20 protein-coding genes are annotated in these 20,927 nt (G+C 68.5%); 9 read left to right on the top strand and 11 right to left on the bottom strand.

Features of this window, described 5'->3' with window-relative positions; all coding sequences use genetic code 11:
- Positions 1–2 precede the first annotated feature (2 nt).
- Positions 3–3,986, top strand: coding sequence for an NACHT domain-containing protein (locus HGB54_RS02500; protein ID WP_228545900.1), 3,984 nt, complete (start codon positions 3–5; stop codon positions 3,984–3,986).
- Positions 3,987–4,203: 217 nt separating this feature from the next.
- Positions 4,204–4,440 (top strand): hypothetical protein, encoded by a 237-nt coding sequence (locus HGB54_RS02505; protein WP_168915055.1) that lies wholly within the window; start codon positions 4,204–4,206, stop codon positions 4,438–4,440.
- A gap of 397 nt (positions 4,441–4,837) precedes the next feature.
- Here HGB54_RS02505 and HGB54_RS02510 read toward each other — a convergent pair whose 3' ends face one another.
- Positions 4,838–6,190, bottom strand: a complete 1,353-nt coding sequence (locus HGB54_RS02510; RefSeq protein ID WP_168915056.1) for a dihydrolipoyl dehydrogenase family protein — start codon at positions 6,188–6,190, stop codon at positions 4,838–4,840.
- Positions 6,187–6,501, bottom strand: a complete 315-nt coding sequence (locus HGB54_RS02515) for a thioredoxin family protein (RefSeq protein ID WP_168915057.1) — start codon at positions 6,499–6,501, stop codon at positions 6,187–6,189. The genes HGB54_RS02510 and HGB54_RS02515 overlap by 4 nt, the downstream gene beginning before the upstream one ends.
- Before the next feature lie 55 nt (positions 6,502–6,556).
- On the opposite strand from HGB54_RS02515, the gene HGB54_RS02520 reads away from it, so the two are divergent.
- Both HGB54_RS02520 and HGB54_RS02525 read left to right on the top strand, forming a co-directional pair.
- A complete protein-coding gene (locus HGB54_RS02520; protein ID WP_168915058.1) occupies positions 6,557–6,955 on the top strand; it encodes a heavy metal-responsive transcriptional regulator in 399 nt (132 codons plus the stop codon).
- A 286-nt stretch (positions 6,956–7,241) separates the two neighbouring features.
- Positions 7,242–8,084: a phosphatase PAP2 family protein gene (locus HGB54_RS02525; protein ID WP_168915059.1), complete on the top strand. Its 843-nt coding sequence runs from the start codon at positions 7,242–7,244 to the stop codon at positions 8,082–8,084.
- Positions 8,085–8,101: 17 nt separating this feature from the next.
- Here HGB54_RS02525 and HGB54_RS02530 read toward each other — a convergent pair whose 3' ends face one another.
- The 5 genes from HGB54_RS02530 to HGB54_RS02550 all read right to left on the bottom strand — a co-directional run bounded on the left by HGB54_RS02530 (position 8,102) and on the right by HGB54_RS02550 (position 13,840).
- Entirely contained in the window at positions 8,102–8,359 is a 258-nt protein-coding gene (locus HGB54_RS02530; protein WP_168915060.1) for a zinc-ribbon domain-containing protein, read from the bottom strand.
- A 52-nt stretch (positions 8,360–8,411) separates the two neighbouring features.
- Entirely contained in the window at positions 8,412–9,380 is a 969-nt protein-coding gene (locus tag HGB54_RS02535) for an NAD-dependent epimerase/dehydratase family protein (RefSeq protein WP_168915061.1), read from the bottom strand.
- Positions 9,377–11,983, bottom strand: a complete 2,607-nt coding sequence (locus tag HGB54_RS02540) for an alpha/beta fold hydrolase (RefSeq protein WP_168916759.1) — start codon at positions 11,981–11,983, stop codon at positions 9,377–9,379. Before HGB54_RS02540 ends, HGB54_RS02535 begins: the two co-directional genes overlap by 4 nt.
- Positions 11,984–12,012: 29 nt before the next feature.
- On the bottom strand, positions 12,013–13,035 hold the full coding sequence (locus HGB54_RS02545) for a 3-oxoacyl-ACP synthase III (RefSeq protein WP_168915062.1): 1,023 nt from the start codon (positions 13,033–13,035) through the stop codon (positions 12,013–12,015).
- 142 nt (positions 13,036–13,177) lie between these two features.
- The gene (locus tag HGB54_RS02550; RefSeq protein ID WP_168915063.1) at positions 13,178–13,840 is read right to left on the bottom strand and encodes a hypothetical protein; all 663 of its coding nucleotides are present in this window, start codon (positions 13,838–13,840) and stop codon (positions 13,178–13,180) included.
- A 150-nt stretch (positions 13,841–13,990) separates the two neighbouring features.
- On the opposite strand from HGB54_RS02550, the gene HGB54_RS02555 reads away from it, so the two are divergent.
- Both HGB54_RS02555 and HGB54_RS02560 read left to right on the top strand, forming a co-directional pair.
- Complete coding sequence (locus HGB54_RS02555; protein ID WP_168915064.1) at positions 13,991–14,599, top strand: hypothetical protein; 609 nt, start codon at positions 13,991–13,993, stop codon at positions 14,597–14,599.
- Positions 14,596–15,288 carry a hypothetical protein gene (locus tag HGB54_RS02560; RefSeq protein WP_168915065.1) on the top strand — a complete coding sequence of 231 codons (693 nt, stop codon included), beginning with the start codon at positions 14,596–14,598 and terminating at the stop codon, positions 15,286–15,288. The genes HGB54_RS02555 and HGB54_RS02560 overlap by 4 nt, the downstream gene beginning before the upstream one ends.
- Before the next feature lie 11 nt (positions 15,289–15,299).
- Here the strand turns inward: HGB54_RS02560 and HGB54_RS02565 are convergent, their stop codons facing one another.
- Complete coding sequence (locus HGB54_RS02565) at positions 15,300–16,688, bottom strand: NAD(P)-binding domain-containing protein (RefSeq protein ID WP_168915066.1); 1,389 nt, start codon at positions 16,686–16,688, stop codon at positions 15,300–15,302.
- A gap of 97 nt (positions 16,689–16,785) precedes the next feature.
- Between HGB54_RS02565 and HGB54_RS02570 the strand changes: the two genes are divergently transcribed.
- Positions 16,786–17,100 carry an ArsR/SmtB family transcription factor gene (locus HGB54_RS02570; RefSeq protein ID WP_228545901.1) on the top strand — a complete coding sequence of 105 codons (315 nt, stop codon included), beginning with the start codon at positions 16,786–16,788 and terminating at the stop codon, positions 17,098–17,100.
- Between the two features lie 19 nt (positions 17,101–17,119).
- Here HGB54_RS02570 and HGB54_RS02575 read toward each other — a convergent pair whose 3' ends face one another.
- Positions 17,120–17,491 carry a YciI family protein gene (locus HGB54_RS02575; RefSeq protein WP_323740677.1) on the bottom strand — a complete coding sequence of 124 codons (372 nt, stop codon included), beginning with the start codon at positions 17,489–17,491 and terminating at the stop codon, positions 17,120–17,122.
- A gap of 66 nt (positions 17,492–17,557) precedes the next feature.
- Here HGB54_RS02575 and HGB54_RS02580 point away from each other — a divergent pair, with 66 nt between their 5' ends.
- Entirely contained in the window at positions 17,558–17,920 is a 363-nt protein-coding gene (locus HGB54_RS02580; RefSeq protein ID WP_168915068.1) for a TraR/DksA family transcriptional regulator, read from the top strand.
- Between the two features lie 28 nt (positions 17,921–17,948).
- Here HGB54_RS02580 and HGB54_RS02585 read toward each other — a convergent pair whose 3' ends face one another.
- Complete coding sequence (locus tag HGB54_RS02585) at positions 17,949–18,371, bottom strand: GreA/GreB family elongation factor (RefSeq protein WP_168915069.1); 423 nt, start codon at positions 18,369–18,371, stop codon at positions 17,949–17,951.
- A 200-nt stretch (positions 18,372–18,571) separates the two neighbouring features.
- Here HGB54_RS02585 and gdhA point away from each other — a divergent pair, with 200 nt between their 5' ends.
- Positions 18,572–19,918, top strand: a complete 1,347-nt coding sequence (gene gdhA / locus HGB54_RS02590) for an NADP-specific glutamate dehydrogenase (protein ID WP_168915070.1) — start codon at positions 18,572–18,574, stop codon at positions 19,916–19,918.
- On the opposite strand, the gene HGB54_RS02595 is transcribed toward gdhA, so the two are convergent.
- Entirely contained in the window at positions 19,835–20,866 is a 1,032-nt protein-coding gene (locus HGB54_RS02595) for a helix-turn-helix transcriptional regulator (protein ID WP_168915071.1), read from the bottom strand. The genes gdhA and HGB54_RS02595 overlap by 84 nt on opposite strands.
- Positions 20,867–20,927 lie beyond the last annotated feature (61 nt).

A 20,927-nucleotide genomic window follows, 5' to 3' on the forward strand; every position in this document is an offset into this window, starting at 1 on the left:
GGATGACGTTCTCTGTCCAGGACGAGCAGGATATCTCTCGAGTTAACGCGATGCTTGCTGCAATTCAACTGAGCGGTGCAACTGGGGAACTGATATCGCTGGCCATTGGGGAAATTCTTCTCGAGAACCTTGGCAAGGAGATAACGCGCGGCTACTTGTTGGAACGACTCAGTGAGCGCGGAATTCACCCGATCCAGTCAGCCGACCGCAATACTGCGCTTGATCAGGTACGTTCGATCACAGGGAGCTGGCTGACTTCGGTGCGCCATGAGTTGCTTGAGCCCCGCATTGAGCGTGACGAGGCTTCACAACTCCTCGAGACACTCAGCGCCCATCGGACAGGCTTCTTGGCAGGCGCTGCAGGAGGCGGCAAGAGCTCTGTACTAGAGCAGTGTGTGGAGTCGCTTCAAGGGGCTGGCGCAGAGGTGCTTGCAATCCGGCTTGACCGCCTTGACGCGTTCAAGTCAACGATAGAGCTCGGCAGACAGCTGGGACTGGAGGCCTCGCCAGCCGCGTCGTTGGCTTTGGCAGCGAATGGTCGAGACGCATACCTTGTGGTCGATCAGCTTGACGCAGTTAGCCTTGCGTCGGGACGCATGCCTGAAAGCTTTGATGTAATCGTCGAGCTCATAGGAGAAGCACTGTCGGTCACAGGCATGAGGGTGATTCTTTCCTGCAGGCAGTTCGATATCGACAACGACCATCGGATTCGAACATTAGCTGCTCGAGAAGACATCTCGACGATATCAGTCGGCGCGCTTCAGGATGATGCTATCGCCGCTGCGGTGGAAAGAATGGGTCTAGATCCTAAGGAGTTGAATTCATCCCAGCGCGAGATCCTGCGAACTCCACTGCACCTTGTGCTTCTCGCGTCGATCGCGGCGCACGGGGGCGCGCTCGATTTTCAGTCCAAGGGCTCATTGTTCGAGGCGTTTTGGGAGCGCAAGCGGCAAGCCTCTCGCGATAGGCGGCAGGGCGTCCGATTCCATGAGGTGATTGCCAAGGTTGCGAATGAAGCGAGCGATCGGCAGACGCTGTCAATACCAATCGAACTTCTTGACGAAGGGGAGTTGATTGAAGACGCCAACGTACTTGTGTCTGAGCATGTACTGGCGCGGGATGGCAATCGAATCGCCTTCTTCCATGAAACGTTCTTTGACTACGCCTTTGCGCGCCAATGGGCTTCAAGAGGGGAGTCGCTACTTGACTTCCTAATCCGGGACGAGCAAGAGCTGTTTCGACGTGCTCAGGTTCGGCAGGTCCTGCAGCACCTGGCTGAACGTGAACCTGATCGCTTTCGAACTGAGGTATCGGCCCTGTTGCTGAGCAATCAGGTGCGCTTTCACATCAAAGAGACAGTACTCGCCGTGCTTTCCGGCCTCCCCGTGCCTAGTAGCGAGGATGCAAGAGTCGTCCTGGAAGTTGCAGCATCGGCGCCATACATATCGGAGAAGCTTTGGTCAAGTACACGCCGGGCTCCTTGGTTCAGAACGCTGTGCTCGGATGGCCATGTTGGCGCCTGGCTCGACAGTAGCGATCCTGCTGTTCAGGCGCGGGCACTCAACGCGATGTTGGCCGGCGTCCGGGAGGAGCCCGCCAAGGTAGCTGAGCTTCTTCGCGCACGACGTTCCGCCCCTCAGTATCTGGATTGGGTGCGCTGGACCGCTGGAAGGGCGAACCTTCACCGGAGCCGTGAACTGTTCGACGTGGTACTCGATGCAGTCCGGGATCGTTCCTTCGACCTGCTAGCGAGCGAGATGTGGCTCACGTTTCATGACCTTGCGGAGCACGAACCTAGCTGGGCCGTAGAGGTCATAAGGGCAACGATCATCGATCACCCAGAGGGACTTCGACTGAACGGAGACGGGAAGGTCGCACTCCTAAGGCTCCGTGACTACAGCGCGTCTGCGTTGGTGCGTCAAGCGGCCGCTTCGGAACCGCTGGCATTTGTAAAGGAAGTTGTGCCGTACCTCCTTCGCGTAATGGCGGTTTCGGCATATGAAGCGCGTCTCGATGCCCCAGTGCGTGACCGTCACTTCTCCTTCCGGTTCGACGTTGACGACCCCGACGATCGTGAACTAGACGATGCGCTTTTCGCTGGTTCCTTGGGGGCCCTTGAGACCCTTGCGCGATCCGCGCCTGACGATATCCGCCCGTTGCTGGAGGAGCTTGCCGGTGACCCCCACGACTCTGCCCAGTTCTTGCTGTATCGAGCGCTTACTGAGGGTGCGGCCAACTTCTTTGACTGGGCATCGAGTCTGCTTCTCAGCGGAGGTGCTCGACTCGATTGCGGATACATGTCAGATTCGCACTGGGTAGCGCGAGAGTTGCTGGGGGCGGTGGTGACGTATGTGAGTGACGAGACACACGGGAAGCTTGAGGAGCTTTTTCGTGACCTGCGGAACCCATATGAGACGCTCCCCAGCTCGGGACTGACAGCATTCAAGTTTCTTTCAGCAATGGAAGAACATCGGCTGAGCCGAATTGGCGTTCGGAGGCTTGCGGAGTACCGGCGCAAGTTCCAGGAGACCACACCATCCAAACCAAGGGGCGTTACCGGTGGCACGATCGGATCTCCTATCGGCCCGGACGCAGCGAGCAAGATGACCGACGAGCAGTGGCTTCGCGCCATGGCAAGGTATGACTCCGATGAGACCAACTGGAGCACATTTACAGGGGGCCCTCGCGAACTATCGCACGTCCTTCGAGCTGCAGTTGCCGCGGATCCGGTCCGATTCGCCAAGCTCGCCCTCCGATTCACACCGGAGCTGAACGGGGCTTACGCCGATGGCATCTTGATGGGACTTGCCGATTCTGAGCGATCGGACGAAGCCGCACCTCTGGTCTACGACGCGATCAGGTACATCGCGACTCTCGGTCATGAAGGTGCTGACAGATGGCTCGGTGGCGCGCTAAGACGCTACTTACCTGAGGTTCCGCTTGACCTAGTTGAGTTGATTCTTAATCGCGCCCTTCACTCCTTGGACCCCGGCGACGACTCGCCGTTGTTCACCCGGGATGGGAACGACGGCAGGGGTGCTGCCGATATGAGGAGCAACTCCATCAACACAGCGAGAGGTAGCCTCGTCGAAGCATTGGGAGACCTTCTTGTCTATGACTCAGACGGCAGGCGTACGGAACTAGTTCGGCCCCACCTTCAAGAACTCGCGAGCGACTCGGTTGTCTTCGTCAGATCCTCTGTTGCGCACACGTTGGCGGCTGCTCTCCGATACGCGCGAGCGGACGCAGTCGCGGCGTTTCAGCGGTTGATTGAAGCTGACGATCGAATTCTGGCAGCGAGTCTGGTTCCAAGGCTCATGATCTACATCGGCAATGTCGAGCCGGCGATCGTCGACCCCGTTATCGAGCGGATGCTGGCGTCTTCGGACGAAGAAGTGCTCGAAGAAGGCGGAAGAATCGCAGCGTTTGCTGCGCTCGAGTGGAATCGTCCCCACCTAATGACCCGTGTATTGGCAGGTGACGCGAGGACAAGAAAAGGCGCCGCAGAGGTCTGCGTGAATCGTATTGACCACACCTCGAACCTGGAGCTCGCCGGTTCCACCCTACGAAGCCTGATGCAAGACGACGAAGCCGTGGTTCGTGAAGCTGCGTCTGGTCTGGCTTCTCATCTGCGTGACCATCCGCTTCGTCCGTTTGCCGATCTACTCGATGCGCTCATCGCGTCGCCAGCGTTTGAACAGGCGATGCCTCAACTTCTGATCACTCTGCAACGTGCGCCCGACAAGGTCGATGAACTAGTCCTGAAGGCTGCCCAACAGTTCCTTGCCGTGTTCGCAAGTGATGCGAGCGATATCCAAACTAGCGCTGCGGGCGACGCGCGCTACGTCAGCCAGCTTGTGGTTCGCGGACTATCTCAGTCCGGTGACAAGACACATCGGGCTCGGCTACTCGATGTTCTGGATAGCATGCTCGAGCTCGGTGCCTATGGTGTCGAGGAAGTGCTCGCCGTGACCGAACGCCATTAACAGCAGCGCTCGATTCCGCCCGAACTGCAAGCAGGCCCAAGAGAGCCTGGGGCGCGTGGCAACGTCGTGTCCGGTGAGCGGATCAGCTTTACCCACCTCGAACTTCACTTTTCCTGCTGGCGCGGATCCTTATCTTGACTCCACGACCTCTTAACGCGTTCAAGATCGTGTGGTTGTCGAATCCCAGCTGCTGCCCAATCACGGCGCTCGAGAGTCCTTGATCGTAGAGCTCGACTGCGACGGAAATCTGCGCGTCGGTCATCTTGCGGGAAGCGTCGATGCCGTGTTCGGTGAGGATGCGAGCGATGGTCGTTCGGGAGACCTGGAACTCTCTAGCTACGGTTCGGATGTTGCGGACAGCGAGGTAGCGACCAACGACGAGCTCGACTTCACTCGCTCGGAACTGCCGCGCGCGCCGGCGGGAGGTGCGGCTCGCCTCCTGTGGTTCCCGTGACGTCGATCGGAAGACGAGTTCTTGAGGTGCGACGACCCCGGGTGCGGGGTTCGAGTAAACCTGCAGCAGGTGCGCTGCGGGCCGATTGCGGAAATGTCGGATCTCGATTGCGGAAATGTCGCGGTCTGACCTGCCGCGGCCCGCCACCGCAGGCGCTCGATGGCCCTTGAGGGGACAGGGTGCCGACATCTGGCGGACAGGCTCACCCGACGCTGTCTCGACCTACGACGGAAGGTGACTCGCGTGAGGGACACGGGCAAGACGTATCGACCCACCCTGTGTCCGATCAGGTGCGGCGCGGTCACCCGGCATATACGTCACGACGACGGACGATGGTCGCGGTCCGCGCGGTGCCGACAGTGACGATCTCTGATCTGCCGCCTCCGCTTCGCAGGGCTCAGAGCATCGATCCGAGATCTGAGCCGAGTGAAGGGTACGTGGCGGTCACAGACTTCAACTGCCTCGTCGTCAAGCCCAGCTTCATCGCCATGCCGAACGTGTTGATGAGCTCGGAGTATCCGTGCCCGAGAAGGTGAGCTCCGAGCACCATGTCTGTGGCCGTGTCAATCACGATCTTCGCCGCAGATTCCGTCTCCCCGACCCGGTAACTGGAGTACCAATCGCTGGTATCGGTGAAGCGGACGTCGACATCGAATCCCTGAGCGCGCGCCTCATCTTCCAGTAGCCCGACCCGATTCAGTTCGGGGATGCTGAAGACGGTGGTAGGCACGCCGGTGTAGTCCGGCGCGGTGGTCGTGTCGCGGAGCATGTTGGACGCCGCAACTTTGCCTTCGAACACGGCGACTGGCGTGAGTGGGCGACCCGCTGTGTCGGCGGCGTCCCCTGCGGCGAACACGGCCGGATTGGTGGCGCTTTGCAGGTGGTCTGCAACCGTCACGCCGCGCGAACCGTAGGCGACCTCGGCCGCCTCTAGATCCAGGTCGTCTAGCGCAGCGACTCGACCCGCGCCGTGAACCACCAGGTCAGCATCGATCGTCGATGTCGTTCCGTCGGTCGCAACGAGGACCACGAACCCCGCCTGCCGCGGCTCTACCCGGTCGACCGAGGTGTTTCGCAGAACGCTGATGCCCGCTTGCTCGCTGCGTCGCACCAGCCGCCGAACGAGTTCTTCGTCGAATCCGCGCAACGGTCTCGGGCCGTGGTCGAGGATGATGCACTCCGCGCCTGCTCGGGCGGCAATGTGAGCGAACTCGAAAGAGATGAAGCCCCCTCCGACGAACACGATCCGCTTCGGGAGCCTGTCGAGGTCGAGGAACGAAGTGCTATCGATGACATGCTCAGCGCCCGGGAACTCGAGTGTCCTGGGTCGCGCTCCGGTCGCAACCAGGAACTTCTTCGACGTGTACACCCTGTCGTCGATTCGGACCTCCTGCCGACCAACGAACTGCGCCTGTCCGTGCAGAGTCGCCACGTTGTTGCCGATCAGCTCCTCCTCCAGAGCTGCCGGGATTCGCTCTGTGAATCGGCGCTTACGTCGCACCAGATCCGACCAGTCGATGCTGGTCTCGCCGTCATGGATGCCGTCGCCGTCGAGCAAGCGGGCGGCGTCGATGATCTCGGCGCCGCGGCGAAGGATCTTCTTTGGATCACACCCCCGCAGGGCGCACGTCCCGCCGTACGGCAACTCGTCTATGATCGCAACCCTCCATCCCTGCGCGGCGCACTTGTTGGCCGCCGAAGTCCCTGCCATCCCTGCGCCGATAACGATGAGGTCGTAGGCGTCGCTCATCGGTCGAACCGTCCTGCGGCATCGATGGCGGCGCGCAGTTGCTCGAGAGTAGGCGATCCGGCGAGCCCGCTCGGAGTCCGGTAAACGCGGCAGGCAAGGCCGGGCGTCGAGTCGGGTAGTTCGAACAGCGGTCTCCCGTCGATGAGGAAGGACGGCGATCCGTAGAAGCTCGAAGCATCCGCTTCGGCGGGAGTGGCGATTCGCTGCGTCCTGACTTCTAGGCTCGGGTTCTCACGCGCGAGCACCTGCAACAGCTCCTCGGCTTTGGTCCAGTTGGGGCATCCGTCGAAGTACTGCAGCGTGATCTCCATGGCCCGACTTTAGACATTGCAGTGGAGTACAAGGTCAAGTGGTTCGATAGGACGCATGCGAATAGGTGACCTTGCCGAGGCTTCGGGAGTGAGCGCTCAGACGATCCGCTTCTACGAACGGGAGGGGCTACTGCCTCCTCCTCACCGCGAGGCGAACGGGTACCGCCGCTACCAGGACGGCGCTGCCGCACGCATCCACTTCATACGTTCAGCGCAAGCTGCCGGGTTGTTGCTGAGCGAGATTTCGGATGTGCTCAAGCTACGCGAGTCAGGCCAGGCGCCCTGCTCTCACGTGGAGTCGCTCCTAGACGACAAGCTCACTGCGGTGCGCGCCCGACTGCGCGAACTTGCTCAGATGGAGGATCAGCTCGTCGCGCTCATCGACTCCGGAAAGGACGTCGACCCGATGTCGTGCTCCGAAAGCGGCATCTGCGACATCATCCCCGTCAACTAGGGCCGTGAGCCGCTGGATGCGACACAGGCGAACGGGCCGCCCGCCCGGTGCGCTGGGTCTCTCCAGCCGGAACGGAACGAGAAGAGGTGGTCCGTGCCGTGACTCTAATGGGATATCGTCGAGCCTCCGGTGGGATGCGCCCGATGTTCGATTGCAGAAATAGGCCATCTCACGCCGGACCGGGGCGGTAGCTGGGTCATTCCGCAATCGCCCCGCTGCGTCACAGCCTCCCCATCGCCTCCTGCCCGATGGAACCCCATGCGCAGGTTCGGAGAGGTGAAGGTGCATGGCTGAGTTCCTCGTGGAGATCGCCACCGAGATGGGCTGGGCGATCCCCGTCGCGATCGTGCTGTGGTTCCTCGCGCGCAGGTGGACGACCCTCGTGCCCGCCGCCGACGCATCGCCGGTTTCGCGCAGCAGGTCCACGCGCGCGGCATGGCAGCGCGCGATCGGGCTCGGCGCGGCGGCCGCGGCCCTCGTGGCGATCCTCATCGGCCTCGGCTCGCTGATCACCTCCGTCCTCACGCCGGTGCGCGACCTCGACACCGCGATCATCGACGGCTTCGTCGAGACCCGATCCGAGCCCGCCACCTTCTTCGCGCTCGTCTTCGACGCGGTCGGCGACACCCCCGGCATCATCGCGATCGTCCTCATCGCGGCGACCGTGGCCCACGCCGTGACGCGGCGGTGGGCGCCGGCCCTGATCATCGTGGTCGCCACCGCGGGGGAGACCGCGATCTTCCTCGCCACGCAGCTGGCGATCAGCCGCCCCCGTCCCGACGTCGAGCAGCTGGCAGCCGAACCGGCGACGTCATCCTTCCCCTCGGGTCACGTCGCCGCCACGATCGCCACGTACGGCTGCATCGCCCTGGTGGTGCTCGCGTGGAGCCGAGGAGGGCTGCGCGCGGTCGCGGTCATCGCGGCGGTCGGGCTGCCGCTGGCGGTCGCCTGGTCGCGCATGTACCAGGGGATGCACTTCCCGAGCGACGTGCTCGCGAGCTTCGTCTTCGCACCGCTGTGGCTGGCGGCCTGCTGGTGGGCGTTCCGGCCCATTCCCGGCGGGGAACGGGTGCGGTTCGGCGGAGCATCCGATCGCGAGCCCCGGGACGCGACGGAACCCGCTCGATAAGCGCACCTGCGCGCGCGTCAGCCGACCTGGCGGTTGCGCTCGGCCCATTCGAGGCCGTGCTCGGCCTGCTCGCGCGTGAGCGGGGTCGATGTTCCGCAGTTCGTGCAGACGACCGAGTGCCGGCGGCCGACGGTGAACAGCGGGATGAAGAAGAGCGAGAACCTCGTGGCGCGCTCGATGACCTGCTGCGGGGCGGCGACGCCGCAGGCCGTGCAGATGAATTGCACGACGGTGAGCACGCGATCGCGCAGGGACGTGCCGAAGAGGAGGAACATCACGCCAGCGTAGGGACGGCGGCCGAACTCGGGCAGGGGGTTGCGCGCGCGGTCAGCGCGCCTCGTGCGCCGCGAGCCGCCGCAGCCCCTCGTCGATCGACACGGTCGGCGCCCAGTCGAGGGCGGCGCGGGTCTCGCGCTGGTCGAACCAGTGCGCGGTCGACAGCTGCTCGGCGAGGAAGCGGGTCATGGGCGGCTCGTCCTCGCCGGGGCGCAGGGCCCAGGCGCGCTCGATGAGCGAGCCGGCGGTGCGGGCGACGCCGGCCGGCAGGCTCCAGCGCGGGGGCGTCACACCGGCCGCGCGGCACATGCCGGCGAGCAGGTCGGCGACGGGGCGCGGCTCGCCGTTGGTGATGACGAAGGCGCGGCCGTGGGCGTGGTCGGCGCGGCGGAGGGCCGCGACGATGCCGCTCGCGGCGTTGCCGATGTAGGTCGAGTCGATGAGGGCGCGGCCGCCGTCGAGGAGCGGCAGCCGCCCGCGCCGCGCACGGTCGAGGATGCGGCCGACGAGCTGCGTGTCTCCGGGCCCCCAGACGAGGTGCGGACGGACGACGACGACGCGCATCGCCGCGGAGTCGGCGTCGAGGGCGAGCAGCTCGGCCTCGGCCTTCGTGCGCGCGTACTCGCCCCGGGCATCCCGCGGCGATGCCGGCTCGGCCCCGACTCCGGTGAGCGCGTGCCCGGCGTGCGCGACGGACGGCGACGACACGTTCACGAACCGGGCGACGCCGGCGCGCTGAGCGAGATCGAGCAGCAGGCGAGTGCCCTCGACGTTGATGGCGCGGAACTCGGCCGGGACGCCGGCGAGCGAGACCTTGGCGGCGAGGTGGATGACCCCCTCCACCCCCTCGACGGCCCGAGCCACGGCTGCGGCATCGGTCACCGAGCCGAGCACGTCGGTGGCGCCCTCGACGCCCGAGGCCCGGCGCTGGAGCGTGCGCACCTCGTGCCCCGCCGCCACCAGCTCGGCCGCGACCGCCCGGCCGAGGTATCCCGAGGCGCCGGTGACGAGCACGGTCACGGCTGCTCGATCCGTCCGCCGGCGAGGGTGCGCTCGGCCCACGCCGACAGTCGCGTGCGGTCGATCTTCGAGTTGTGGCGGATGTCGGTCGGCAGGCTCGGCACGACGAGCACCGCGACGAGCGGGAGAGCGATGCGCGCGCGCAGGTCGGCGGCGAGCTCGGGCGGGGCGAGCGCGGGTCGCGCGGCGGCGGGCACGGTCTCGACGACGGCGACGGCCTGCCGCAGGCCGTGCGGTCCGACGCCGACGACGGCGGCCCGGCGCACGCTCGGCGAGACCTCGAGCCGCTGCTCGGGGCCGACCGGGGCGACGGGGCCCTCGGCGGTGACGAGGATGTGCGGCAGGCGCCCCTCGATCCAGAGCCGGCCCTCGGCGTCGAGGTGGCCGACGTCGCCCGTGCGGTGCCAGCGGCCGTCCTCGGGCGTTCCCGTCAGGGCGCCGCGGTCGGTGAGCCACAAGCGGTCGTAGCCGGTCTTGAGGTGCGCCGCCGAGATGACGACCTCGCCCAGCACGTGGGGCGTGGAGCTCGGCGCTCCGACGGCGCGGCCGTCGGCATCCAGCGCGCTGATCAGCACCCGGTTCGCCCCGATCGGTGCGCCGACGCAGACGCCCTGATCGGGCGCGGTCGCGGCGGCGCGGATGCCGTCGAGCGTGACGTCGGTGACGAGCAGGCACTCGGTCATGCCGTAGGGGGTGTGCGGCTCGGCGTTCGGCATGAGCTCGGCCGCGGCCGTCAGCAGCGGCTCTCCGACCGGGGCGCCCGTCGACAGGAACGTGCGCACCGTCGCGAGCGCGGCACGGTCGGCGGCGTCGAGGGCGTCGGCGGTCGCGACGACGTTGAGCACGGCGGCGGGGGAGAGGAAGACCATGCGGGCATCGGATGCGCGCACCGCGGCCGCGACCGCCTGCGCGGTGAGCGTGCGCGGCGCCGAGACGTCCATCGCGGGGGTCGCCGAGCGCGTGCCGAGGGCGGGACCGAGCAGGGCGAAGGGGGCGAAGCCGGTGACGAGCCCGGTGTCGCCCGCGATGCCGAAGTGGGCGGCGAGCACGTCGCGCAGGGCCGAGAGCTGCCGGTGCGTGTACGCGACGCCCTTGGCCGGCCCGGTCGAGCCGGAGGTGAAGAGGATCGCCGCGGGGTCGTCGGCCGCGGGCTCGGCGGGCAACGCCGCACCCGTCCCGCGCTCGAGCACGGTGGAGAGGCTGTGCGCGACGCCGAGAAGACGGGCGGATGCTCGCGGCAGCCGCGCGACGGAGATGCGCATCCCCGGCCAGCCGAGCGCGCGCGCCGCGGCGAGACCCTTCGCCTCGCCGATGACGACGTCCGGCCAGGCGCCCCGGACGGCGCGGGAGAGGCCCCTCACGCCGAGGCCGGCATCGGCGACGACGACGACGGCGCCCATGCGCAGGCAGGCGTAGACGACGGCGGTGAGGGTCGGCCCGGGCGGCACGAGCACCGAGACGCGCTGGCCCTTGCGCACGCCGACTCCGGCGAGTCCGGCGGCGAGGCGCCGCACGCGGTCGTCGAGCTGGCGCCAGCTGACGTGGCGCTCCTCGCCGCCGGGCGCGGACATGTCGATCACGGCGTCCGCGTCGTCGCCGCGGCGCGCGTCGAGGGCGGCCCACAGGGGGGTGAAGGCGGCCGCGCCGGGCGCGACGGGCGCGGGCATCGCCTCCGCGGCGGCCGCGACCGCCGCGCGGTCGCCCAGCCAGGTCAGCACCGCGGCGGCGTAGTCGCGCTCCTCGGCGATCATGTGGCCGGCGCCCTCGAAGCGGTGCACGTCGGCGTGCGGCAGGCGGTCGACGAGGTCGTCGAGGTAGCGGTCGCCGAAGATCGGATCCTGCGGGCCCCAGAGCAGCAGCGCGGGCACGGTCACCCGGGCGACGCCGGCGGCGATGCGCTGCAGCTCGGCGAAGCTCTCGTGAGCGGCATCCACCGGGATGTCGGCGACGAAGCCGCCGATGCCCTGCCGACGCTCGGCGGAGCGGTAGGGCGCCCGGTACGCGTCCCGCACGGCCGGATCGAGCGCGGGCCGCGCGAGCGCCAGGGTCGTCTCGAGGAAGGCCGGGGTGCTGACCGTCGAGCTCGAGAGCACGCCGCGCGCGCCCGCGAGCCGCAGTGGGGCCGGGATGGGCACGCCGGCCGGGTGGTGCACGGCCGTGTTGAGCGACATGACGCCCGCGAGCAGCTCGGGGTGGTCGACGGCCCAGCCGAGGGCGACGACGCCGCCCCAGTCGTGGCCGAGCGTCATGACCGGGCCCTCGAGCCCGAGCGCGTCGGTGAGGTCGCCGAGGTCGCGCACGCGCCGGGCCAGGGGGCGGTGCGTGCCGGTGCGCGCCGAGAAGCCCATGTCGAGCTGGTCGACGGCGACGACGCGCCACGCCTGCTCGCCCGCGCCGGCTGCGCGGAGCGAGGCTGACACGAGGCCGCGCCAGAGGTACGACCAGGTCGGGTTGCCGTGGACGGCGAGGATCGTGCCGGCGGCGGAGACGCCGCGGCGCTCCAGCTCGGGGCCCGTGTCGAGCAGGTGCCACTCGTGCGCGGCCTCGGAGCCCGACTCGGGCACGAGCAGGGTGCGGCTGACGTGCGGGGCGAGGCCGGGCATCCCGTCGAGAAGGCGACGGTGCTCGTCGTTCACCAGGCGAGTTCCAGCATGGCGGTGTTGAGGCCCGAGCCGACGCCGACGAGCAGTACGCGGTCACCCTCGCGCAGGCTCGACTGCTCCCGCTCGAGCGTGATGGGCACGGATGCCGGACCGATGTTGCCGAGCGTCGGGAACGTCGTCGGCACCTTCGAGAGGTCGAGGCTCACGGCCTTCACGATCGAGTCGGTGTGGATCGACGAGACCTGGTGCGTGATGTACCGGTTCATCGTCGACCAGTCCCACTCGCTCGAGGCCTCCTTCCACGCCGAGACGACGAGGTCGAGGCCGCCCTTGAGCAGCGCCTTCGCGTCGGTGAACATGCCGTCGACGCTGCCGACGCAGAGCGTGTGGAACTGGGTCGCGGCCCGCGTGACGCCGCCGAGCACGCGGTGGCCGGCGGGATGCTCGTCCGCCCGCCCGAGCACGGCCGCAGCCGATCCGGAGCCGAGCGTGAGCGTCGCGAACTCGCGCATGAAGTCGTCGCGGCTGCCCTCGGCGGCGAGGAGCCGCGCGATGGTGTTCACCTGGATCTCGTCGGCGTCCTCACCGGCGACGACGATCGCGTGCCGGATCTGGCCCGACTGGATCATGGTCGCCGCGAGCGACATGCCGTTGATGAACCCGAGGCAGGCGTTGGCGACGTCGAAGTTGATGGCCGAGCTCGGTAGGCCGAGCCCGTGGTGCAGGGCGACGGCGACGGAGGGCTCGAGGTTGGTGCGGGTCACCGAGGTGTTGATGATCAGCCCGACGTCCCTCGGGTCGACCCCGGCCTCGGCGAGGGCGCGCTTGCCGGCCGAGATCGTCGCGGCGTCGACCGTCTCGCCCTCGGCCCAGTTGCGCCGCTCGAGCACGCCGGCAACCCGGCGGAGGAGGCCGCGGTGCAGCTTGAGGCGCTTGAGCGACGGCTCGAGCTGCGCCTCGATCTGCTCCGACGTCGTCACCCGGCTGGGAAGAACGCTCGCGACGGAGAGCAGTGCGACGTTGTCGAAGCGGGCGGTGGCATTGCCGGACACGGGTCTCCTCGGGGGATCGGAAAAAGGCCCCCTAGTTTTCTATCTCACTTCGACTGTGCGCGCGCACCGGGCGGGGCTTGCGGGTTCCCGGTTGCGGCATATGGTCCCGGGCCGGTCGGCCCCGAGCTGCGCCGGTCGGCCCTCAGAAGAGATAGTCGGGGCGCACCTCGGCGTCGTCCCCGAGCGCGGCCTGAAAATCCGCGCGCAGCCTCTCGCCCTCGTCCCACCACTCCGCCGACGGGGCATCGCCCTCCTGGATGTCCTGCCACGCGTTGTTCCAGGCGAGCAGTCGCTCGACCAGCGGGTCGTCCCGACCCTCATCGAGCCCGAGGTCGGCGGGTTCGAGCCGGTACCGCTCGGTGACGCTCTGCGACACCAGCAGCCCGTCGCCGTACTCGGGGAACAGCCGGATCACCCGGCGACCGTCGGGCAGCACCGGCGCGAGGCCTCGTCGCACTCGCGCCCGGAGGCAGCGATCCTGCATGAGCGCCCGCGCCCGCCACTGCCGCGGGCCGTCGGGCGCGTCGTGGTAGTCCGTGCCCGAGAGCCAGAGCAGCCCGCGCAGGCCGCGCGCATCATCCTCGACGATCGCGAGCGACCAGAGCTGCGCGTCATCGTCGGCGCTGGCCGAGGCTGCCTCGAGCGCCTCGTCGATCGAGGCCTCGACGGCGTCGGTGGTCTGCACGGCGAACGACCCGGGGATCGGGTCGGCCTCGGAGGCCGGCGCCGTGAAGACGTAGATGCGGAACCGGGGGTCGTCGCGCTCCCAGGTCGAGTCGCGCTCGTCGGCCACGATCAGGTCCATGGCAGCACTGTAGAGCCAGGGCGGAGAGGCGACGTGGGGGCTTTGCCAGCGCGATCGCCTCTTCAGTCGTGAAAAGCTGTAACCGTGTTTACATGTTATTCTGTAAATGTAGTTTCAGGGAAAACTGATGGTGCGGGAGGGGACATCGTCATGAAGGGCAATGAGCTCGTGTGGCGCACGCTGGTAGACGGCGCGGTGAGTGGCAATCGCACATGGCGCAATGTCGGCGATCTCGCATTCGCGGCCGGAGTGCCGGCGAGCACCGCCTACCTCGCCCTGGAAAGACTCGAGAGCAACGGTTCCATCGATCGCTACCGTGGAGGGGGGCTGGCGGTCGTCAGCGTGGAGAAGGTTCTGACCATGCTGTGCGCCTGGCGGAACTTACAGCGGGACACCATTGTGATGACGACGCGTGCCGCTATCGAGCCTTTTCTGACCGATGATCAACGGCCGTACGCTCTTGGCGGCCCGGATGCCGCGAACGTTCACCTGAAGGGACGCGCCGTATCCGATTTCCATGAGCACATCGTCTACCTGCCCGATTCGCTCACGCTGCCTGAGCTGCCCGAAGGGTCGGAAGTGAGAGTGCTGGCCATGGATAAGCGCGCAATGAAGATGTGGCAGGGGTATTCAAGCATCGCCCAGACCTACGCGGATCTGTTCGCGTCACCCGGCTGGCAAGCATCGGAGTTCCGGAAAGCCCTCGGCGACGAGTACTTCAGCGGCAGGGAGTGGGTTGAAAGCGGTGTGCGTAGGTGACCGTCTTCACCACCGATGACGAGGGAAGGCTTCGCGCACTTCTCGACTCGCTCGGATACGACCTGGAGCCATCGATCCTGATCGGTGGATGGGCGACGAACGCCCGAGTCGGTGGAGAGATCAGCCATGACATCGACCTGATTATCACCGACCAGAATCTCAGGCGGACGCTTTCCGAGCGACTCACCGGGTACAGCGAGAACAGTCTGCATAGCGGCTCTCGCAAGGCACGGGGCGACGCGGATGGCGTTCATGTCGACGCGTATTTTCCCTACGAATCCAAGCTCGGCACCAGACTCCGGCTGAAAGTGGATGTACTCACCGAGCATGTCGATCCTGACTTCAGGGTCGAGGGCTGGTTGACGCTCACTCTTGATGCGCATATCGCGACGAAGATCGCCGCGCTCATCGATAGGCATGCCACGGAGAAGGGGAGGAAGGACGCGCGTGAGCTCGTGGCACTCATCGACCAGGGGGGAAGCGCCTCCAGTGTGATCGCGGTCATCCTGGCGGCCTCCGACGGGCCAGCGGGAGACGTGCCGGCCTACATCCGGCAGTTGTTCGAGCTCCTGCCGAAGTTGGCTGATCTCGGGAAGAAGGCTCGAGCCCGCTACGCGAATCTCGCCCGGGAATGGGCCGAGGAGGCCGAATTGCAGGTTCGCGCGCAGTCGGAGCGCTCAGGAATCTGAGTAGCGGCTCCTCAGCGCCCGGCGAGCGGCAGCAGCGAGCGCCCGTCCGCGGCGGCGACTGCCTCGGCCGGAATCCCGGCCGCGGGCTCGACCGCGCAGCAGCCGCCCGAGGTCGAGGCCGAGCCGATGTCGGTCGAGCAGACGCCCGTCTCGGGCAGTACGAGCTCGACGTGGCGCGCCGCGGCGGCATCCCCCGCCAGCTCGTCGGCGATGGAGCGCACCTGCTCGTAGCCGGTGAGCAGCAGGAAGGTGGGAGCGCGGCCGTACGACTTCATGCCCGCGATGTAGAAGTCCTGCTCGGGGTGCGCGAGCTCGGCGACGCCATGCGGGTAGACGGTGCCGCACGAGTGCAGGTTGGGGTCGATGAGCGGCGCGAGCGCGCGCGGCGCCTCGACGATCTCGTCGAGGTCGAGCCGCAGCTCGCGCAGCATGCCGAGCTCGGGCCGGAACCCGGTGGCGACGACGACCTCGTCGGCGTCGAGTCGTGCGCGCTCGCGGCGCTGCACACCCGACACCTCGACGGCGCCGTCGGCGGCGCGGGCGAGCCGATCGATCTCGAAGCGGTCGACGAGGGTGATGGCTCCGCTGCGCACGAGCTCGTGCACGCGCGAGCCGAGCTGTCCGCGCTCGGCGAGCTCGTCGTCGGCCGCGCCCGAGACGCGGGTCGGCCTGCTGCCGCGGATCGCCCACGTCACCGAACCGGCGCCGGTCTCGCGGGCGAGGGTCGCGAGCGCGATCAGGGTGCTCGCCGCCGAGTGTCCGGCGCCGACGACGAGGGTGCGGCGGCCGGCGAAGCGGGCCCGATCGGCGCCGAGCACGTCGGGCAGGGCGCCGTGCAGGTTCTCGGCGACCGTCTCGATGCCGAGCGGGTCGAGCCCGTTCGAGCCGAGCGGGTTCGGCGTGCCCCAGGTGCCCGAGGCGTCGATGACGGCGCGGGCGCGCCGCTCCTCGACGCCGGTCTCGGTCTGCACGCGCAGCACGAACGGCGTGCGGTCGCGGCGGGCGGTGCGGGTGCGGTCCGCGCGCTCCCGCGTGACGGCGATGACCGCTGAGCGGTAGTGGATGCTCGGCGCCAGCTCGGCGGTGGCGGCGAGCGGCGCGAGGTAAGCGTCGACGAGCTCGCGGCCCGTGGGCAGACGGGCGGCGGCCGGAGCATCCCACCCCGCCCGATCGAGCAATCGAGCCGCCGCGGGGTCGACGAGGTGCTCCCAGCTCGAGAACAGGCGCGCGTGGGCCCACTGCTGCACCGCCGCGCCGGCGGAGTCGCCCGCCTCGAGCACGATCGCCTCGATGCCGCGCTCGTGCAGCTGCGCGGCCGCCGCGAGACCGATCGGCCCGGCGCCGATGATCGCGACCGGCAGCTCGGCGAGGGCGGCGGGCAGGGGATCGGTGCGGGTCATGGGGTTCTCCGGGGTCGCAGGGGCATCGATGAAGGTCGATGGGCCGAGTCTGCTCCTGCATATCGACGCTTGTCAATATGCGGGGTACAGTGGGCGCATGAGCACCGCCGCGCCGCCGCTTGACGCCGAGTCCGCGCAGTCGCTGGCCCGCACGCTCAAGGCCGTGGCCGACCCCTCCCGGCTGCGGCTGCTGTCGATCGTCGCCGCGAGCACAGACGGCGCCGTGTGCGTCTGCGACCTCACCGACCCGGTCGGGCTCAGCCAGCCGACCGTCTCGCACCACCTGCGCGTGCTCGTCGAGGCGGGGCTGCTCGCGCGCGAGAAGCGCGGCAGCTGGGCGTACTTCTCGCTCGTCCCCGGGGCGGTCGGCGCGCTCACCGGCGCGCTCGGCGAGGTCGCCGCGGCACGCTAATCGCGCATCGCGCCGGGGCCTACGCGTCCGGGTCGTCCTGGAACGCCCGCAGCTCCTGATCGCAGCGGCACGCCGCGGCGATGCGCGCGGCCCAGGCCACGGCCTCCTCGCGCGTCGGCACGTCGATGATCGTGTAGCCGCCCTCGAGACGCGCCGTCTGCGGGTAGGTGCCGGGCGTCTCGACGCCGTCGGCCGAGACCCGCACGGGCGGCACGCTCTCGTCGACGCCGCCGGCCGTGAGGTACACGCCGGCCGCCTTCATGTCGTGCACGACCTGGTGCGACTCGCGCACCACATCCTCGAACTCGTGCTCCTCGAAACGCATCTCCCCGCTCGGGAACGAGATCATCCAGTGCGTCATCGTCGACTCCTCCTCGTCGGTCGCCCGCATCGGGCACCTGAATGCCAGCCTGGCCCTCGCCGACGTCGAGCGGAACCCCTCCGGCAGGATGGGGCCATGAGCGATGCCAGCGGGCGGTCCGAGCGGGGCGACGCCCTCGCGCGCCGTCGCGCCGAGGCCGCTGCTCGCGTCGAGCGCCTGCGCGCCGAGCTCGGTGCCGTCCGCACCGCGCGCGGCGAGAACTCCGACGACGACGAGCACGACCCCGAGGGCGCCACGATGTCGCAGCTCTGGTCGCAGTCGTCGGGTCTGCTCGACGCGGCTGTGCGCGAGCTCGACGAGCTCGACGCGGCCCTCGCGCGAGTGGCGAGCGGCGACTACGGCGTCTGCCGCCGCTGCGGGCGCGCGATCGATCCGGCGCGACTGGATGCCCGACCCGCGGCCGCGCTCTGCATCGACTGCGCCCGGCTCGCCGGCTGAGCCGGCCCGAGCCGGGCAGCAGAGCCGCTCAGGACGGGATGTACGGCGTGGCCGAGATGACCGAGCCGCGGACGGTGGCGCCGACCGGGCTGACGTAGCTGAACGCTTCGCCGGGGTAGCTGCCGATGATGGCCGTGCCGAGCGGGGAGGTGGGCGAGTAGACCTCGATGTCGAGGTCTACGGCCGCGATCTCCCGCTGGGCGAGGAGGAAGACGGTCTCCTCCTCGTCGCCGTCGAGCCGGATGCTCACGACCATGCCGGGCTCCACCAGGCCGTCGTCCGGCTTCGACGAGACCTCGGAGCGGCGCAGCAGATCCTTCAGCTCGTGCACGCGCCGCTCGACGGTCGGCATCGTCGGCGCACCGGGTCGCGTGATCGCGTCGAGCTCCTCCTGCAGGCGTGCGCGCGCCGCCGGGGTGAGCCAGAGGATGTCGGAAGATGCGGTGGTCATGGGGGCGTCCTGAGGGGTGCGGGCCGGGCACGGGCCGGGCGGAGAGGGTAAACCTCCAGATTAGCCCACTCCCGCACGGATCGCACTCCCGCACGGGGCCGGAGCCCGTGCGCCGCTCCGGGGCCCCGACGCGCTAGCGTCGGCGGAGGAGAACCACTCTGGGCTCTCCTCTCCCCACCGTCGAGAAGGTCCTTTCCGTCATGCCAGAACTGCACGATTCCCTGTCGCCGCTCTTCGACGAGCTGCTCGCGCGGAATCCCGGAGAGCGCGAATTCCACCAGGCTGCGCGCGAAGTACTGGAGAGCCTCGGTCCGGTCGTGGCCATGCATCCCGAGTACGCCGACGCGGAGGTGCTGCGGATGCTCTGCGAGCCCGAGCGCCAGATCATCTTCCGCATCCCCTGGGTGGATGACCGCGGGCGCGTGCAGGTCAACCGCGGGTTCCGGGTCGAGTTCAATTCGGCGCTCGGCCCCTACAAGGGCGGCCTCCGGTTCCACCCGAGCGTCAACCTCGGCATCGTCAAGTTCCTCGGGTTCGAGCAGATCTTCAAGAACGCCCTCACCGGGCTGCCGATCGGCGGCGCGAAGGGCGGGTCGGACTTCGATCCGAAGGGTCGTTCCGACGCTGAGGTGATGCGCTTCTGCCAGTCGCTCATGACGGAGCTGTACCGCCATATGGGCGAGTACACGGACGTCCCCGCCGGGGACATCGGTGTCGGCGGGCGCGAGCTGGGCTACCTCTTCGGGCAGTACAAGCGGATCACGAACCGCTACGAGTCGGGAACGCTCACCGGCAAGGGCCTCAGCTGGGGCGGCTCGCAGGTCAGGACGGAGGCGACCGGGTACGGGCTCGTCTTCTTCGTCCAGGAGATGCTCGCCGCCCAGGGCGGATCGCTCGACGGGATGCGCGTGGTCGTGTCGGGATCGGGCAACGTCGCCATCCACGCGATCGAGAAGATCACCCAGCTGGGCGGCACCGTGGTCGCCTGCTCGGACTCGGGCGGGTACGTGGTCGACGATCAGGGCATCGACCTCGACCTGGTGAAGGAGATCAAGAACGGCCGACGCGGTCGGATCAGCGAGTACCCGGAGGCCAGGCCCGGATCGCGCTACATCGCTGACGGCTCGATCTGGGACGTGGCCTGCGACGTGGCCCTGCCCTGCGCGACGCAGAACGAGCTGGACGAGGCGTCGGCGGGTGCGCTGATCCGCAACGGATGCACCGTGGTCGCCGAGGGGGCGAACATGCCGTGCACGCCGGGCGCGATCCGCCTGTTCGCCGAGCACGGCCTGCGGTTCGCCCCGGGCAAGGCGGCCAATGCGGGAGGCGTCGCCACGAGCGCGCTCGAGATGCAGCAGAACGCCTCGCGCGACGCGTGGCCCTTCGACTACACCGAAGCGCGGCTCGCGGGCATCATGCGCGGCGTGCACGAGCGTTGCCTCACCACGGCGGAGACGTACGGCTCACCAGGCAGCTACGTTGCGGGCGCCAACATCGCCGGATTCACCCGTGTCGCCGACGCCATGCTCGCGTTCGGGGTCGTCTGAGCAGCACTCGGGGGCGCCGCGCCGCGCTCCCGCCGCCGCGCTCTGCATCGACTGCGCCCGGCTCGCCGGCTGAGCTGAGTCATGGGCCGGCGCCGAGTCCGCCGCCTCCGCGCCCCAGGCCCGGATCGTCGGCAGCAGCGCCTCCGTCGCCGACCCCGGTTCGACCGTGTAGACGATGAGGCGCTGATCGGGGTCGAGCGGCGGCGAGACCATCTCCAGGCCGAAGCGCAGCTCGCCGGCGATGGGGTGCCGGATGATCTTCTGCGCGGAGGCGTACTCACGCACGCCGTGGTCGTTCCACCAGGCGTCGACCTGCGCGTCGGATTCGCGCAGCTGCCGCACGAGCGCCCGCAGTCGCGCATCCCGCGGGTGCCGGGCGATGTCGCGGCGCAGGGCGGCCACGGTGTACTCGGCGAAGCGCTCCCACTCGACGAGGCGCTCGCGTGCAGCGGGGTCGAGCAGCACCCAGCGGGCGAGCGAGGAGCCCAGGGGGAGGGGGCCGAGGACGGCCTCGAGCAGCGCGTTGCGGGCGAGCACCTCGAGACGCTCGCCGAGCAGCATCACCGGCACGGCATCCAACGTCGTCATGAGGCGCAGCAGGCTCGCGTCGGCCTGCTGCGGCGCGATGCGGCCGCCGCCGGCGCGCGAGGGCGGGGCGGCGAGGTCGCGCAGGTGGGCGCGCTCGACCTCGTCGAGACGAAGGGCGCGGGCGAGAGCATCCAGCACCTCGTTCGAGACGGCGGTCTGCCGGCCCTGCTCGATGCGGCTGTAGTAGTCGGCGCTGACGCCCGCGAGCATCGCGAGCTCCTCCTTGCGCAGGCCCGGCACGCGCCGCGGACCGGGGAACGCCGTGATGCCGGCCTGCGCGGGCGTGATGCCGTCGCGGCGCGAGCGCAGAAACGCGCCGAGGGCGGCGGCGTCGGAGGCGGCGGCGTCGGGGGCGGGCATGGGCTCACCCTAGGCGGGCTCCGTGGTGCGCGCCTGGCCCTGCCGTGCCCTGGTTGACCGA

The sequence above is a fragment of the Microcella flavibacter genome, assembly GCF_012530535.1.
Taxonomy (GTDB): domain Bacteria; phylum Actinomycetota; class Actinomycetes; order Actinomycetales; family Microbacteriaceae; genus Microcella; species Microcella flavibacter.

Excerpts from the sequence above, each read along its gene's own strand:
- HGB54_RS02500 (WP_228545900.1), top strand. The coding sequence starts at position 3 with ATGACGTTCTCTGTCCAGGACGAGCAGGATATCTCTCGAGTTAACGCG.
- HGB54_RS02510 (WP_168915056.1), bottom strand. The coding sequence starts at position 6,190 with ATGAGCGACGCCTACGACCTCATCGTTATCGGCGCAGGGATGGCAGGG.
- HGB54_RS02515 (WP_168915057.1), bottom strand. The coding sequence starts at position 6,501 with ATGGAGATCACGCTGCAGTACTTCGACGGATGCCCCAACTGGACCAAA.
- HGB54_RS02520 (WP_168915058.1), top strand. The coding sequence starts at position 6,557 with ATGCGAATAGGTGACCTTGCCGAGGCTTCGGGAGTGAGCGCTCAGACG.
- HGB54_RS02525 (WP_168915059.1), top strand. The coding sequence starts at position 7,242 with ATGGCTGAGTTCCTCGTGGAGATCGCCACCGAGATGGGCTGGGCGATC.
- HGB54_RS02530 (WP_168915060.1), bottom strand. The coding sequence starts at position 8,359 with ATGTTCCTCCTCTTCGGCACGTCCCTGCGCGATCGCGTGCTCACCGTC.
- HGB54_RS02540 (WP_168916759.1), bottom strand. The coding sequence starts at position 11,983 with ATGCCCGGCCTCGCCCCGCACGTCAGCCGCACCCTGCTCGTGCCCGAG.
- HGB54_RS02550 (WP_168915063.1), bottom strand. The coding sequence starts at position 13,840 with ATGGACCTGATCGTGGCCGACGAGCGCGACTCGACCTGGGAGCGCGAC.
- HGB54_RS02555 (WP_168915064.1), top strand. The coding sequence starts at position 13,991 with ATGAAGGGCAATGAGCTCGTGTGGCGCACGCTGGTAGACGGCGCGGTG.
- HGB54_RS02565 (WP_168915066.1), bottom strand. The coding sequence starts at position 16,688 with ATGACCCGCACCGATCCCCTGCCCGCCGCCCTCGCCGAGCTGCCGGTC.
- HGB54_RS02570 (WP_228545901.1), top strand. The coding sequence starts at position 16,786 with ATGAGCACCGCCGCGCCGCCGCTTGACGCCGAGTCCGCGCAGTCGCTG.
- HGB54_RS02575 (WP_323740677.1), bottom strand. The coding sequence starts at position 17,491 with ATGCGGGCGACCGACGAGGAGGAGTCGACGATGACGCACTGGATGATC.
- HGB54_RS02580 (WP_168915068.1), top strand. The coding sequence starts at position 17,558 with ATGAGCGATGCCAGCGGGCGGTCCGAGCGGGGCGACGCCCTCGCGCGC.
- HGB54_RS02585 (WP_168915069.1), bottom strand. The coding sequence starts at position 18,371 with ATGACCACCGCATCTTCCGACATCCTCTGGCTCACCCCGGCGGCGCGC.
- gdhA (WP_168915070.1), top strand. The coding sequence starts at position 18,572 with ATGCCAGAACTGCACGATTCCCTGTCGCCGCTCTTCGACGAGCTGCTC.
- HGB54_RS02595 (WP_168915071.1), bottom strand. The coding sequence starts at position 20,866 with ATGCCCGCCCCCGACGCCGCCGCCTCCGACGCCGCCGCCCTCGGCGCG.